The organism is Comamonas sp. UBA7528, from assembly GCF_002479375.1.
Taxonomy (GTDB): Bacteria; Pseudomonadota; Gammaproteobacteria; order Burkholderiales; family Burkholderiaceae_C; genus Comamonas.
Window position 1 is genome coordinate 233,259 of the sequence record NZ_DLMU01000003.1, and the last position, 15,121, is coordinate 248,379.

General features: G+C 65.0%; 11 protein-coding genes. 10 read left to right on the plus strand and 1 reads right to left on the minus strand.

Features of this window, described 5'->3' with window-relative positions; genetic code table 11:
• Window positions 1–133 precede the first annotated feature (133 nt).
• From leuS to holA, 3 genes are read left to right on the plus strand one after another with little or no spacing between them, the layout of a single operon-like run.
• Window positions 134–2,842, plus strand: coding sequence for a leucine--tRNA ligase (gene leuS / locus B3349_RS04055; RefSeq protein ID WP_291586607.1), 2,709 nt, complete (start codon window positions 134–136; stop codon window positions 2,840–2,842).
• Window positions 2,843–2,869: 27 nt separating this feature from the next.
• Window positions 2,870–3,382: an LPS-assembly lipoprotein LptE gene (locus B3349_RS04060; protein WP_066537881.1), complete on the plus strand. Its 513-nt coding sequence runs from the start codon at window positions 2,870–2,872 to the stop codon at window positions 3,380–3,382.
• 10 nt (window positions 3,383–3,392) lie between these two features.
• The gene (gene holA / locus B3349_RS04065) at window positions 3,393–4,460 is read left to right on the plus strand and encodes a DNA polymerase III subunit delta (RefSeq protein ID WP_291586609.1); all 1,068 of its coding nucleotides are present in this window, start codon (window positions 3,393–3,395) and stop codon (window positions 4,458–4,460) included.
• A 75-nt stretch (window positions 4,461–4,535) separates the two neighbouring features.
• Here holA and B3349_RS04070 read toward each other — a convergent pair whose 3' ends face one another.
• Window positions 4,536–4,841 (minus strand): hypothetical protein, encoded by a 306-nt coding sequence (locus B3349_RS04070; protein ID WP_291586611.1) that lies wholly within the window; start codon window positions 4,839–4,841, stop codon window positions 4,536–4,538.
• Window positions 4,842–4,957: 116 nt separating this feature from the next.
• Between B3349_RS04070 and B3349_RS04075 the strand changes: the two genes are divergently transcribed.
• The 7 genes from B3349_RS04075 to gshB all read left to right on the plus strand — a co-directional run bounded on the left by B3349_RS04075 (window position 4,958) and on the right by gshB (window position 14,978).
• Entirely contained in the window at window positions 4,958–6,238 is a 1,281-nt protein-coding gene (locus tag B3349_RS04075; RefSeq protein ID WP_291586613.1) for a glutamate-5-semialdehyde dehydrogenase, read from the plus strand.
• Between the two features lie 59 nt (window positions 6,239–6,297).
• A complete protein-coding gene (gene trkA, locus B3349_RS04080) occupies window positions 6,298–7,764 on the plus strand; it encodes a Trk system potassium transporter TrkA (RefSeq protein WP_291586614.1) in 1,467 nt (488 codons plus the stop codon).
• Between the two features lie 16 nt (window positions 7,765–7,780).
• On the plus strand, window positions 7,781–9,247 hold the full coding sequence (locus tag B3349_RS04085; protein WP_291586615.1) for a TrkH family potassium uptake protein: 1,467 nt from the start codon (window positions 7,781–7,783) through the stop codon (window positions 9,245–9,247).
• Window positions 9,248–9,340: 93 nt separating this feature from the next.
• Window positions 9,341–10,642: a glutamate--cysteine ligase gene (gene gshA, locus B3349_RS04090; protein ID WP_291586616.1), complete on the plus strand. Its 1,302-nt coding sequence runs from the start codon at window positions 9,341–9,343 to the stop codon at window positions 10,640–10,642.
• 132 nt (window positions 10,643–10,774) lie between these two features.
• A complete protein-coding gene (locus B3349_RS04095; RefSeq protein WP_291586617.1) occupies window positions 10,775–12,652 on the plus strand; it encodes a potassium transporter Kup in 1,878 nt (625 codons plus the stop codon).
• A gap of 142 nt (window positions 12,653–12,794) precedes the next feature.
• Window positions 12,795–13,973, plus strand: coding sequence for a benzoate/H(+) symporter BenE family transporter (locus B3349_RS04100; RefSeq protein ID WP_280013711.1), 1,179 nt, complete (start codon window positions 12,795–12,797; stop codon window positions 13,971–13,973).
• Window positions 13,974–14,024: 51 nt separating this feature from the next.
• Complete coding sequence (gshB, locus tag B3349_RS04105) at window positions 14,025–14,978, plus strand: glutathione synthase (RefSeq protein ID WP_291586619.1); 954 nt, start codon at window positions 14,025–14,027, stop codon at window positions 14,976–14,978.
• Window positions 14,979–15,121 lie beyond the last annotated feature (143 nt).

The window sequence follows — 15,121 nt, forward strand, 5'->3', positions numbered from 1 at the left end:
AACGGGGGGAGGGGCGCGGTGCCGGGCAGTGCCGGCGGCAGGGCCTGTCGCCCAGTGCAGCAAGGGGGATGCGCCCACAGCCTAAAATCCGGGCGAAGGCAGTATTGTGACTGCAGCACCAACCCCCAGTTCCATGCAAGACAAATACAACCACATCGAGGTGGAGCGCGCCGCGCACGCCCATTGGACCGCACAGGACGCCTACCGCGTCACAGAAGACGACAGCAAGCCCAAGTACTACGCCTGCTCCATGCTGCCCTACCCCAGCGGCAAGCTGCACATGGGCCACGTGCGCAACTACACCATCAACGACATGCTCTCGCGCCAGCTGCGCATGAAGGGCTACAACGTTTTGATGCCCATGGGCTGGGATGCATTCGGTCTGCCTGCCGAGAACGCTGCGCTGAAGAACAAGGTGCCGCCTGCCAAGTGGACGTACGAGAACATCGCGTACATGAAAAAGCAGATGCAGGCCATGGGGCTGGCCATCGACTGGAGCCGCGAGATCGCCACCTGCGACCCCGACTACTACAAGTGGAACCAGTGGTTGTTCCTGAAGATGCTGGAAAAGGGCGTGGCCTACCGCAAGACCCAGACCGTGAACTGGGACCCGGTGGACCAGACCGTGCTGGCCAATGAGCAGGTGATCGACGGCCGCGGCTGGCGCACCGGCGCGCTGGTGGAAAAGCGCGAGATCCCGGGCTACTACCTGGCCATCACCAACTACGCGCAAGAGCTGCTGGACCATGTGCAGATGGGCAACGACAAGGCCACCCTGACCGGATGGCCCGACAAGGTGCGCCTGATGCAGGAAAACTGGATCGGCAAGTCGGCCGGTGTGCGCTTTGCGTTCACCCACACCATCCAGGGGGCTGACGGCCAACTGATCCAGGACGGCAAGATGTTCGTCTTCACCACCCGTGCCGACACCGTCATGGGCGTGACCTTCTGCGCGGTGGCGCCCGAACACCCGCTGGCCCAGCATGCCGCCGCGTCCAAGCCCGAACTGGCTGCCTTCATCGAAGAATGCAAGAAGGGTGGCACGACCGAGGCGGAGCTGGCCGTCAAGGAAAAGGAAGGCAAGCCCACCGGCCTGTTCGTCACCCACCCCATCACCGGCGCGCAAGTCGAGGTGTGGATCGGCAACTATGTGCTGATGAGCTATGGCGACGGCGCCGTGATGGGCGTGCCTGCCCATGACGAGCGGGATTTCGCCTTTGCCAACAAGTACAACTTACCCATCCAGCAGGTTGTGACCGTGGCGGGCCAGGACGCGTACGACAGCAAGACCTGGCACGACTGGTACGGCGACAAGGAACGTGGCGTCCTCATCCATTCCGGCGCATTCGATGGCCTGAACCACCAGGATGGCGTGCAGGCCGTGGCCAAGGTGCTAGCCGACAAGGGCCTGGGCGAACTCAAGACCACCTGGCGTCTGCGCGACTGGGGCATCAGCCGCCAGCGTTACTGGGGCACCCCCATCCCCATCATCCACTGCGCAGACTGCGGTGCCCAGCCGGTGCCGGAAAAAGACCTGCCTGTGGTGCTGCCGCAGGATCTGGTGCCCGATGGTTCCGGCAACCCGCTGGTCAAGAGCGAAGCCTTCCACGCTGGCGTGGTCTGCCCCTGCTGCGGCAAGCCCGCTCGCCGCGAAACCGACACCATGGACACCTTCGTGGACAGCTCGTGGTACTTCATGCGCTATTGCGACGCGAAGAACAGCGAGCAGATGGTGGCCGACGGTGCCGACTACTGGATGCCCATGGACCAGTACATCGGTGGTGTGGAGCACGCCATCCTGCACTTGCTGTACGCACGCTTCTGGACCAAGGTCATGCGCGACCTGGGTCTGCTCAAGATCGACGAGCCTTTCACCAAGCTGCTCACCCAAGGCATGGTGCTCAACCATATCTACAGCCGTCGCACCGCCAAGGGCGCCAAGGAATACTTCTGGCCCAAGGATGTGGAGCACGTGCTGGACGAAGGCGGAAAGGTCATCGGTGCCAAGCTCAAGAGCGCGGTGGACAGCGCCGACGGCATGCTGCCCGCGGGCACGGCCATCGACTACGAGGGCGTGGGCACCATGTCCAAGTCCAAGAACAACGGTATCGATCCGCAAGAGCTGATCGAGAAGTACGGCGCCGACACGGCCCGCCTGTACACCATGTTCACGGCCCCCCCCGAGCTGACGCTGGAGTGGAACGATGCCGGCGTGGAAGGCAGCTACCGCTTCCTGCGCCGCGTCTACAACTTCGGTCACAAGCTGCTGGAGCTGGACTACGCGGCCGCGCAGGAAGCCACCAGTGGCCTGACGGATCTGTCGCAGGTGCAGTTCGGCAAGGATGCCAAGGCACTGCGTCTGGAGATTCACACCGTGCTCAAGCAGGTGGAGTACGACTACAGCCGCATGCAGTACAACACCGTGGTGTCGGGCGCGATGAAGATGATCAACGCGCTGGAAAGCTTCAAGGCCACGGACACCGCCGACGGCCAGATTGCCGTGATCGAAGGCTTCGGCATCTTGCTGCGTGTGCTCTACCCCGCCACCCCGCACCTGACCCATGTGCTGTGGAGCGAGCTGGGCTATGTCAACAAGCAAGGCGATCTGCTGGACGCCGCATGGCCCCAGGTGGATGCATCCGCCCTGGTGCAGGACGAACTGGAGCTGATGCTGCAGGTCAACGGCAAGCTGCGCGGCTCCATCCTGGTGCCGGCTGCCGCCGACAAGGCGCAGATCGAAGCGGTGGCCCTGGCCAACGAGGAGGCACAGAAGTTCATCCTGGGTGCGACCCCCAAGAAGGTGATCGTGGTGCCGGGCCGTCTGGTCAACGTCGTCGTCTGACGCGATACAAAGCGAGAAGGAGCCCCCATGCGCAAGCGCACGCTGCTTTCCCTGATGGCACTGGCACCTCTGGTGTCGGCCTGTGGCTTCCGCCTGCGCGGGGTGCCGGAATTCCAGTTCACCTCCATCTACCTGCAGGCGGACGGCCGCTCGGCATTTGCACGCGAGCTGGAACGCAACCTGGCCACGGCCGGAGACAAGCTCAAGGTGCTGCGGGCACCGCGGCGCCCGGACGAGGCCCAGGTGGTCTGGAAACTGCTGGGTGAACGCAATGACCGCATCATCATCAGCAAGAACGCGGCCGGCCAGGTGCGCGAGCTGACGCTGCGCTACCGCATGACGTTCAGTCTGACCGGTGCAGATGGTGTGGAGTGGATTCCGCCCACCGAGCTGGAGCTGGAGCGCGACCTGAGCTACGACGAAAACCTGGCGCTGGCCAAGGAGCAGGAAGCCGCCGTCCTGTACAAAACCATGCAGTCCGACCTGGTGCAGCAGGTGATGCGGCGTCTGTCCTCGGCCCAGCCGACGGCAGCATCCTGATCGGCGGTCCATGCAACTGGCGTTCAACCAGCTGGGGGCGCACCTGCAAAAAGGGCTGCGTCCGCTCTATACCCTGCACGGGGACGAGCCGCTGCAGCAGCAGGAGGCGGCCGATGCGATCCGGGCGGTTGCCCGCGCGCAGGGGCATACCGAACGCAGCGTCCACACCGTGGCGGGCGCGCATTTCGACTGGAGTGCGGTCCTGGCGGCAGGCGGTTCGCTGAGCCTGTTTGCCGACAAGCAGATGGTGGAAATCCGCATCCCGTCCGGCAAGCCGGGCAAGGACGGCAGCGCTGCCATCCAGCAGCTGGCCGCCCAGGCGGCGCAGGATGACAACACCCTGACCATCGTCACCTTGCCGCGACTGGACAAGCAGACCAAGAGCGGCGCCTGGTTTGCCGCACTGGAAGCCCATGGGGTGACGGTGCAGATCGACACCATCGAACGGGGCACGCTGCCGCCGTGGATTGCCCAGCGCCTGGCCCAGCAGGGCCAGCGCGTGGTGTCGGGCGAGGAAGGGCAGCGCACGCTGCAGTTCTTTGCCGACCGGGTGGAAGGCAATCTGCTGGCGGCCCACCAGGAGATCCAGAAGCTGGGCCTGCTCTACCCCCAGGGGGAACTGAGCCTGGCCCAGGTCGAACAGGCGGTGCTGAATGTGGCGCGCTACGACGTCTTCAAACTGTCCGAAGCGGTGCTCTCCGGTCAGCTGGCGCGCGTGGTCCGCATGCTCGACGGTCTGCAGGCCGAAGGCGCGGCCGAGGTGCTGGTGCACTGGACGCTGGCCGAAGATATCCGGGCCCTCAAGCGCGTGCGCGATGCCATGGCAAACGGCCAGCCGCTGCCGATGGCACTGCGGGCGCAGCGCATCTGGGGCGTGAAGGAGCGCCTGTTCGAGCGTATCCTGCCGCGCCTGAGCGATGCTGCCGCTGGCCGGCTGCTGCATTCCGCCCATGTGGTGGACGGCATCATCAAAGGCCTGCCGGCACCCGGTTGGCCGCAGGATGGCTGGCAGGCGCTGCGCAGGCTGGCGATGGACCTGGTGCAGACCGCGCAAGGACAGCGCTCGGCGGCCCGTTGACGGCGCGCTGCCTCCGGTGCGCGTAAGGCGGCGGCCCGGGTCCAGGGTGTCGGCGCAGAAGCTGCAGGCGCTGGCTCAGGTCCCCGCTGCCAGCCGTGCCTGGGCCTTGTCGGCCCATTGTTCCAGCGTGGCGAACAGATCTTTCTGGCTGAAGGAGCAGCTTTCCTCGGAAAACAGTGCGCTGGCCTCCAGCCGGTCCAGCAGGTTCAGCAGTACCTCTGCATAGCGCGGGGGCAGTGTGGTCAGCAGGGCACCGCTGGCGCGGGCCTGGGCACCCAGTGCCGCGGCGGACAGCTGTTGCTGCGCCAGCTGGGCAAAGCCGGTGCGCAGCTGCGCCAGTTGCTGGGCAGCCAGAAGGGTGTCGGGGATAGCAGGGTGCATGGCAGGCGCCGCAAAGGCAGGGTCAATGGTCGCCCCAGTGTAGGTCCTGCACTGCGCTCCCAGGGCATGGCGGTGCATTCCACCCCCTGGGCAGGCAACTCGGCGAGAATCGGGGCATGAACGCGCTGAATATTGCCGAAACCATGCAGACCCTGGGTCTGCAAGCAAAAGTGGCTTCCGCCCAGATGGCACGGGCGAACGCTGCTGTGAAAAACAAGGCCTTGCTGGCCCTGGCCCGTCTGCTGCGGGAGCAGGTGGAGCCGCTGCAGGTCGACAACGCCAAGGACCTGGAGCGTGCCGTGGCCAACGGCCTGTCGGCCCCGATGGTGGACCGCCTGCGCCTGACCCCCAAGGTGCTGGAGACCTGCGCCCAGGGCTGCGAACAGCTGGCAGCCATGCCGGATGTGATTGGCGAGATCATCGGCATGAAGCAGATGCCCAGCGGCATCCGTGTGGGCCAGATGCGCGTGCCCATCGGCGTGTTCGGCATGATCTACGAAAGCCGCCCGAACGTGACCATTGAAGCGGCCAGTCTGTCGATCAAGAGCGGCAATGCCTGCATCTTGCGGGGCGGCTCGGAAGCGATCGAATCCAACAAGGCTTTGGCCCGGCTGGTGGCCCAGGCCCTGCTCGAAGCCGGCCTGCCGGAAAACGCCGTGCAACTGGTGCAGACCACCGACCGGGAGGCCGTGGGCCATCTGATCGCCATGCCCGCGTATGTGGACGTGATCATCCCGCGCGGCGGCAAGAGCCTGATCGAGCGCATCAGCCGCGAGGCCAAGGTGCCGGTCATCAAGCACCTGGACGGCAATTGCCACACCTACGTGGACGACCCTTGCGACATCGCCATGGCTGTGACCGTGGCCGACAACGCCAAGACCCAGAAGTACAGCCCCTGCAACGCCAGCGAAAGCCTGGTGGTGGCGCGTGGCGTGGCGGCGGACTTTCTACCGCAGATCGGTGCCATCTACGCGGCCAAGGGGGTGGAGATGCGCGGCGATGCCGAAGCGCTGGCCATTTTGCAGCAGGTGCCCGGCGCCAAGCTGGTGGCGGCGACCGAGCAGGACTGGAGCGAGGAATACCTGGCGCCCATCATCAGCGTGAAGGTGGTGGCCGGTGTGGACGAGGCCATTGCCCACATCAACCGCTACTCCAGCGGTCACACCGAAGCCATTCTGACGCGCGACCATATGCACGCCCAGCAGTTCCTGCGCGAGGTGGATTCCGCCAGCGTGATGGTCAATGCCAGCACGCGCTTTGCCGACGGGTTCGAGTACGGGCTGGGTGCCGAAATCGGCATCAGCACCGACAAGTTCCATGCGCGTGGGCCGGTGGGCATCGAAGGCCTGACCTCGCTCAAATACATCGTGCTGGGCGAAGGCCAGGTGCGCGGCTAAAGTCGCCTCCCGTGCCGGGGCGGCCTGGCACACACCGTCACAACCATCAACAGCGCAGCATGAAAATCATCATCCTGGGAGCCGGCCGCGTGGGGTACAGCGTGGCCGAAAGCCTGGTCTCGGAGCGCAACGACATCACCGTGATCGACACGGATGCCGCGCGGCTGCGCGATCTGGAAGGTCGGTTCGACCTGCGCGGCGTGGTGGGCAGCGGCATCGACCCGCAGGTGCTGGCCGAGGCCGGTGCGGCCGACACCGACCTCCTGATTGCCTGCGCCGCGCTGGATGAGACCAATCTGGTGTGCTGCAAGCTGGGGCAGTTGCTGTTCAACATCCCCACCCGCATTGCGCGGGTGCGCTCGTCCAGCTTTGGCGCCGACGATGTGGTGCTGGGCAAGGACGGGCTGGGCGCGGACGCCATCATCTGCCCCGAAGCCTCGCTGACCCGCTACATCGGCAAGCTCACCGAATACCCGGAGGCGCTGCAGGTGCGCGAATTTGCCGGCGGCCGTGCCTGTCTGGCATCGGTGCGGGCACGCATGGGGGCTGCGGCCGTGGGTCTGCGCATTGGCGAGCTGCGGCTGCACAACCCCGAGATGGGGCTGCGCATCGTGGCCATCTACCGGCGCTTTGCCGACGAACCCGATCGCTTTGTGCGCTGCGATGGCAGCACGCTGATCGAGCCGGGTGATGAAGTCTTCATACTGTCAGCCAAGGAAAATCTGCCGGAAATCCTGGCGGCCATGCACCGCCCCGCCGGCCAGCCGGCGCGGCCGGTGCGGCGCATCATGATGGCCGGCGGCGGGCGCGTTAGCCAGCGGCTGGCGGCGCAGCTGGCCCAGGAGCCAGGACGCTTTCACATCAAGATCCTCGAAATGAACCCCCAGCGCTGCATGGAGCTGGCCGCATCGCTGCCCGAGGACGTGCTGGTGCTGCAGGGGGATGCCACCGACGAGGATCTGCTCGACGATGAAAGCATCGAAGATGTGGACCTGTTCCTGGCGCTGACCAACGACGATGAAAACAACATCATGGCCTGTCTGCTGGCCAAGCGGTTGGGGGCCACGCGGGTGCTGGCGCTGATCAACCGCCGCACCTATGCGGATCTGATGCACGGCACGCAGATCGATATTGCACTGTCCCCCGCACAGGCCATGCTGGGCGAGCTGCTGGCCCACGTGCGCCGGGGCGATGTGCAGGCCGTGCACAGCCTGCGCCGGGGGGTGGCCGAGGCGCTGGAGATTGTGGCCCGCGGCGACCGCAAGAGCTCGCGCGTGGTGGGCCGCCGGGTGGAGGAGCTGAAGCTGCCGCCGGAGGTGCACATCGGCCTGATCGTGCGCGGCCTGCCGGAGCAGGGCGAACATGCCGCGGACCCGTCCGAGACCGTGGCGGGCGAGCCCCAGGTCATCATTCCGCGCAGCCACACGGTGATCGAGAGCAATGACCACGTGGTCTTCTTCCTGCCCAACAAGCGCCTGGTGCAAGACGTGGAGAAGTTGTTCCGCGTGAGCGCCACCTTCTTCTGATCGGACCGAGGCCGCCATGCGTGACCTGTTACCCGTTCTGCGCCTGCTGGGCGCTTTGATGGTGATGTTCGGCCTGTCCATGGGGCTGCCGCTGGCAGTGTCCTGGTTTCTGCACGATGGCATGTGGCTGGTCTGGCTGTGGTCGCTGGGCGGCACGGTGCTGGCCGGCGCCCTGCTGTGGGCCTGCATGGAGCGTTACCGCAGAGAGCTGCAGCCGCGCCATGGCGTGATTCTGGTGACTTTGGTCTGGGTCTTTCTACCACTGTGCGCCAGCGTGCCGCTGCAGCTGGCCTATGCGGAGCTGGGGCGGTCGCTGTCCTTCACCCATGCCTATTTCGAGGCCGTATCCGGGTTGACCACGTCGGGTGCCACCGTCCTGTCCGGGCTGGATGCGCTGCCCGTGTCCCTGAACATCTGGCGCACGTTTCTGCAATGGCTGGGCGGCATGGGGATTCTGATTCTGGCCGTGGCCATCCTGCCGTTGCTGGGCGTGGGGGGGAGCCAGCTGTTCCGTGCCGAGGCCGCGGGGCCGGTCAAGGACACCAAGCTCACGCCGCGCATCACAGGGACGGCCAAAGGGCTGTGGGGCGTGTATGCCGTGTTCTCCATCAGCTGCGCGTTGGCCTTCTGGCTGGCGGGCATGACGCCGCTGGATGCGGTGATGCACATGTTTACCACGGTCAGCCTGGGCGGGCTGTCCTCGCACGATGCGAGCCTGGGTTTTTACAACTCGCCGGTGATCGAAGGCATCGCGCTGGTGTTCATGCTGATGGCCAGCTGCAATTTCGCGCTGTACTTCGTGGCCCTGCGCAAAGGGCACTGGCGCGGCTTTTGGCAGGACCCGGAAATGCGTGCCACCCTTGGTGTGCTGCTGGGCAGCGGGCTGCTGGTGGCACTGCTGCTGTGGCTCAAGGGCGTGTATGGTCCGGTGGATGCGCTGCGCTACGGGGTGTTCAACACGGTGTCGGTGGCCACCACCACCGGCTTTGCCACGGCCGACTATCTGACCTGGCCGGTGTTCGCCCCGGTGTTCATGCTGTTCCTGTCCGGGGTAGCCACCAGTGCCGGCTCGACCGGCGGCGGCATCAAGATGGTGCGGATGCTGATTCTGGTGAAGCAGGCGCGGCTGGAGCTGACGCGCCTGGTGCACCCGCGTGCCGTCCAGCCAGTGTTGCTGGGGCGCAGCGTGGTGGACCACCGCATGATTTTTTCGGTGCTGGCCTTTATGCTGGTGTATGGCGGCACCATCATTGTGCTCAGCATGCTGCTGATGCTCAGCGATCTGGATCCGATCACTGCATTTTCCGCCGTGGTCGCCAGTGTGCACTGCACGGGCCCGGGACTCGGTAGCATTGGGCCCTCGTCCACCTATGCGGTGCTCAATGACTTCCAGGTCTGGGTCTGCACCCTGGGCATGCTGCTGGGGCGGCTGGAAATTCTGAGTTTTCTGGCGCTGCTAACACCTTCTTTCTGGAGAAGGTGAGTACGTACTTGGTTGTGGCAAAGGTTGAGGGTTTACCCCTATTCGTTTCGCAAGTCCCTAAAATCTGGGTCACTACCGTCTCTTGAGGGTTTCATGGTTCCACATCTCATCACAGCTTTGACCGGCCCGATCAACGAGCTCGAGCAGCGCATCATCGACTCCATGCCAGCCATCGAGCGCTGGTTCCGCCTCGAGTGGATGGAGCACACGCCGCCGTTCTATTGCTCGGTGGACATCCGCAATGCGGGCTTCAAGCTGGCGCCGGTGGACACCAACCTGTTCCCCGGTGGCTGGAACAATCTGACCGACGAAATGCTGCCCTTGGCCGTGCAGGCAGCGATGGCCGCGATCGAGAAAATTTGTCCGGAAGCGCGCAATCTGTTGATCATTCCGGAAAATCAGCAGAAGAATCCGTCGTATCTGAGCAACATTCTGCAGTTGCAACGCATTTTCCGCATGGCGGGTCTGAACGTGCGCATCGGCTCGGTCAGCCCCGACATCAAGAAGCTCACCGAAATCAAGCTCCCCCACGGCGACACCATCACGCTGGAGCCGGCACTGCGCACCAAGCGCCGCCTGGGGCTGAAGAATTTCGACCCCTGCACCATCCTGCTGAACAACGACCTGTCGGCCGGCGCGCCGGGCATCCTGGAAGAGCTGTACGAGCAGTTCCTGATGCCACCGCTGCATGCAGGCTGGAGCGTGCGCCGCAAGAGCCGCCACTTCCAGAGCTACGAAGAAGTCTCCAAGCGCTTTGGCAAGCTGCTGGGGATCGACCCCTGGCTGATCAATCCGGTGTTCAGCAAATGCGAGAACATCGACTTTGTCGAGGGCACAGGCCTGGACCAGCTGGCGGTGCAGGTGGATGCCACCATCACCAAGGTGCGCCGCAAGTACAAGGAGTACGGGATCAAGGAAAAGCCCTTCGTCGTGGTCAAGGCCGACAACGGCACCTACGGCATGGGCGTGATGACCGTACGCGACGCCAAGGAGCTGGAAGCCCTGAAGGACAAGCGCACCCGCAACAAGATGGGCGTCATCAAGGACGGCCAGCCGGTGCACGATGTGCTGGTGCAGGAAGGCGTGCTGACCTACGAGCGTATGAACAATGCCGTGGCCGAGCCCGTGGTCTACATGATGGACCGCTACGTGGTGGGCGGCTTCTACCGCATGCACCCGGAGCGCGGCATCGACGAGAACCTGAATGCCCCCGGTTCGGGCTTTGTGCCGCTGGCTTTCCCGCCGCAGAGCACCCAGCTGCCGCAGATCGGTGCCCGCGCCGGCGCCAGCGCACCCAACCGCTTCTACATGTACGGCGTGATCGCCCGCTTGGCCATGCTGGCTGCCAGCTACGAGCTGGAAGCCACCAACCCGGACGCCGAAATCTACGACTGACCGCCGGGGCGCGCCGCCGCTGTTCGCTGATCGAACGGCGCCATGGGGTGGCTGGCAGACTGTCAGCACCTCGCGCACAATGGCGGCATTTCCACAGATAGGATCGGGCCCGTGGGGCCCGGTTTGCATTGGATGCAGCACACCTCATCCCGATCTTCATTGGCCGCGCTGACGCTGGGGGCCATTGGGGTGGTTTATGGCGACATCGGCACCAGCGTGCTGTATGCCGTCAAAGAAGTCTTCCGCAGCGGCCATGTGGCCTACACCCCGGCCAATGTCTACGGCGTGCTGTCGCTGCTGTTCTGGACCTTGACCGTCATCGTCTCCCTCAAGTACGTGGTGCTGGTACTGCGCGCCGACAACCGCGGCGAAGGCGGTCTGGTGGCCATGCTGGCCCTGGCGTCCGAGGCGGTGCAGGACAAGCCGCGCCTGCATGCGGTGCTGATGGCCGTGGGCCTGTTTGGCGCCAGCCTGTTCTATGGCGACGGGGTGATCACCCCCGCAATCTCGGTGCTGTCGGCCGTGGAAGGCCTGGAGGTGGTGGCGCCCGGTCTGCACCCGGTGGTGATTCCGCTGACACTGGCGGTGCTGCTGGTGCTGTTCACGCTGCAAAAGCGCGGCACGGCCAGCATCGGCCGCTGGTTCGGCCCCATCACGCTGCTGTGGTTTGGCGTGCTGGCGGCGCTGGGCCTGGGCCAGATCGTGCACCACCCCGAAATTCTGAGTGCCCTGTGGCCCACGCATGCGCTGCAGTTTGTGCGGGCGCAGCCGGGCACGGCCTTCATCCTGCTGGGGGCCGTGGTGCTGTGCGTGACCGGGGCCGAGGCGCTGTATGCCGACCTGGGCCACTTCGGCAAGAAACCGATCCGGCTGGCCTGGTTCTCGGTGGTGATGCCGGCGCTGACGCTGAACTACCTGGGCCAGGGCGCGCTGCTGCTGGACCAGCCGGAGGCCGTGCGCAATCCCTTCTTCCTGATGGCGCCGTCCTGGGCCACCCTGCCGCTGGTGGTGCTGGCCACCCTGGCCACGGTGATCGCCTCGCAGGCGCTGATCTCCGGCGCCTTCAGCATCACCAAGCAGGTGATGCAACTGGGCTACCTGCCGCGCATGACGGTGCTGCACACCAGCACCAAGGACACTGGCCAGATCTACATGCCGTTCGTGAACTGGTCGCTGTTCATTGCCATCGCCATGGCCGTGATCATGTTCCGTTCCAGTGACAACCTGGCCGCCGCCTATGGCCTGGCCGTGACGCTGGACATGCTGATCACCACAACGCTGACCTTCTTCGTCATCCGCTACCTGTGGCGCTACCCGCTGTGGCTGTGTGTCGCGGCGACCAGCTGCTTCTTTGTGGTGGATGTGCTGTTCTTCGCTTCCAATGCGCTCAAGCTGGCGGCCGGCGGCTGGTTCCCGCTGCTGATCGCCGGCTGCGTCTTCCTGCTGATGCGCACCTGGCGCATGGGCCGCACCTTGCTGTCCGAACAGCACCGCGCGGAAGCCGTGGACCTGGGAAGCTTTCTGGAGAGTCTGCAGCAAGGCAACCCGTTGCAGCGGGTGGATGGCACGGCCGTTTTCATCACCAGCGAGGAAGGGCTGGTACCCCCGGCGCTGCTGCACAACCTGAAGCACAACAAGGTGCTGCACACGCAAAACCTGTTCGTGGTGCTGCGCCACCACGAGGTGCCGTGGATCGGCCTGGAGCAGCGTGCCCAGGTGCAGGCGCTGGGCGCCGGCTGCTGGCAGGTGGTGCTGCACTTCGGTTTCAAGAACGACCCCAATGTGCCCGAGGCGCTGCGCTCGGCCGAGCTGCCGGGCTGGAAGCTGGATCCCATGCGCACCAGCTACTTCCTGTCGCGGGAAGTGGTGGTGCCCCGCATGGGGGGGCGCATGGCGCTGTGGCGGGAGAAGCTGTTCGCCCAGATGCACGCCGGGGCCAGCGGCGTAGCGGGCTTCTTCCACCTGCCGGCCAATGCGGTGGTGGAGCTGGGAACCAAGGTCCACATCTGAGGCCGAAAAAAAGCTGTCACAAGCCCGTCGGCTGCTCATGCAATCTGCAAGCGCATGAGCAGCTATGGAATTTGATGAATCTGCGCCCTCAGGCCGCACAGGTGTCAGCCTGGCGGCCCGGCGGGTGCCAGAATCTGCGGCCATGCGCTTCTTTCGTGATCTGAGCTTGTCTGCCTTCACGGCAGGTTTCGTGGCCGTGCTGGTGGGCTTCACCAGCTCTGTGGCGCTGGTGTTCCAGGCGGCCCAGGCCTTTGGCGCCACGCCGGCGCAAATCACCTCCTGGATGTGGGCGCTGGGCCTGGGCGTGGGCCTGTGCTGCCTGGTGCCTTCGCTGTGGCTGCGCAAGCCGGTGATGGTGGCCTGGTCCACACCAGGGGCGGCCGTGCTGGCCTCGGCAGGCATGGCGGGCAGCTTCACCATGCCCGAGGCCGTGGGGGCCTTTCTGGTGTGCGCAGCGCTGATCACCCTGTGCGGCGTGACCGGCTGGTTTGAAAAGCTGATGGACCGCATCCCCATGGAAATTGCTTCTGCGCTGCTGGCCGGGGTGTTGGCCCGGTTTGGCCTGCAGGCCTTTGGTGCCGCACAAACCGCACTGGGCATGGTGCTGGCCATGCTGGCGGCCTACCTGCTGGGGCGGCGCTTGCTGCCCCGTTATGCCGTGGTGCTGACGCTGCTGGTGGGGGTGGCCTGGGCGGCCGCCAGCGGCAAGATGGAATGGTCCCGTGTGCAGTGGGAGCTGGCGCTGCCGGTGTTCACTGCACCGCAATTCACCTGGCAGGCCTTTGTCAGCCTGGCGCTGCCGCTGTTTGTCGTCACCATGGCCTCGCAGAACATGCCGGGCGTGGCGGTAATCCGTGCCACGGGCTATGAGCTGCCGGTCTCGCGCCTGGTCAGCATGACCGGCATCGCCAGTCTGCTGCTGGCGCCGTTCGGCGGCTATGCGCTGAATTTTTCGGCCATCACGGCCGCCATCTGCATGGGGCCGGAGGCGCACGAGGACAAGGACAAGCGCTACACCGCAGCCGTGGTCTGCGGCGCCATGTACATGGTCATTGGCATCTTTGGTGCCGTGGTCACCGGTCTGCTGATCGCCTTCCCGCAGGAGCTGGTGCTGGCCATTGCCGGGTTGGCGCTGCTGGGCAGCATCGGCGGCGGGCTGGCCGGTGCGCTGCGGGACGAAACCCACCGTGAAGCGGCACTGATCACCTTCCTCGTAACCCTCAGTGGCGTGGTGATAGCCGGAGTGGGTTCAGCGTTTTGGGGTGTGGCTGCCGGCGTGGTGGCGCTGTTTGTGCAAAAGTATGGGCGTCGTGGCAGCTGAGGCTGCTGCTTTTTTCATCGCTGACCACGGGCCGGCCAGGCCCGCATACCCATGAAACTGCTGTTCATCGCCGATCCGCTGGAGTCCTTCAACATCAAGAAGGACACCACCTTCGTCATGATGCGTGAGGCCCAGTCCCGTGGCCATGTGATCTATGCCTGCGAACCGCAGCATGTTTCCTGGCAAACCGGCGGCAAGGTGCAGGCCACGGTGCGCCAGATCCGCCTGACCGGCGAAAAGCCCGCCTGGTTCACCGTGGAGCAGGAGTCCGTGGTGGTGTTGGCCGACTTTGACGGCATCGTGATGCGCAAGGATCCGCCGTTCGACAGCGAGTTCTTCTACGCCACCCACATGCTCAGCCAGGCCGAGCGGGAAGGCGCCAAGGTCTTCAACAAGCCCTCCGCACTGCGGGACCACCCGGAAAAGCTCTCCATCATGGAGTTCCCGCAGCTGCTGGGCCCCACGCTGGTGACCCGCGATCCGGCCCAGATCCGCGCCTTCCATGCCGAGCATGGCGACATCATCCTGAAGCCGCTGGATGGCATGGGTGGCATGGGCATCTTCCGTGTCGGCAAGGACGGCATGAATCTGGGCAGCATCATCGAGACGCTGAACCACCAGGGCGCTACCAGCGTGATGGTGCAGCGCTTCCTGCCCGCCATTGCCGACGGGGACAAGCGGGTGCTGATCATCGGCGGCAAGCCGGTGCCGTACTGCCTGGCCCGCATCCCCCAAGGCAACGAGGTGCGTGGCAACCTGGCGGCCGGCGGCAAGGGCGTGGCCCGTCCGTTGACCGCACGGGACCGCCAGATCGCCGACATCCTGGGGCCGGTGCTGGTGGAGAGGGGCCTGCTGCTGGTGGGCGTCGACGTGATCGGCGACAGCGTCACCGAGATCAATGTCACCAGCCCCACCTGCTTCCAGGAGATCGCCGACCAGATGGGCTGTGATGTCGCTGCGCTCTTTGTGGATGCGCTGGAAGCGGCCATTGCGCAAAAAAGCTGAGCCTGTTGCCAGCAGGGCGATCAAAGCCTGCTACAGTTCGCTCCCTTGCTTAGCAGCACTGCCTTGCAGTGCTGCTAAGTGAAGTCTTCAACGAGACGCCGGAATGTTTCAAATTTCGGTGTACAATGCAAGGCTTCGCTGCT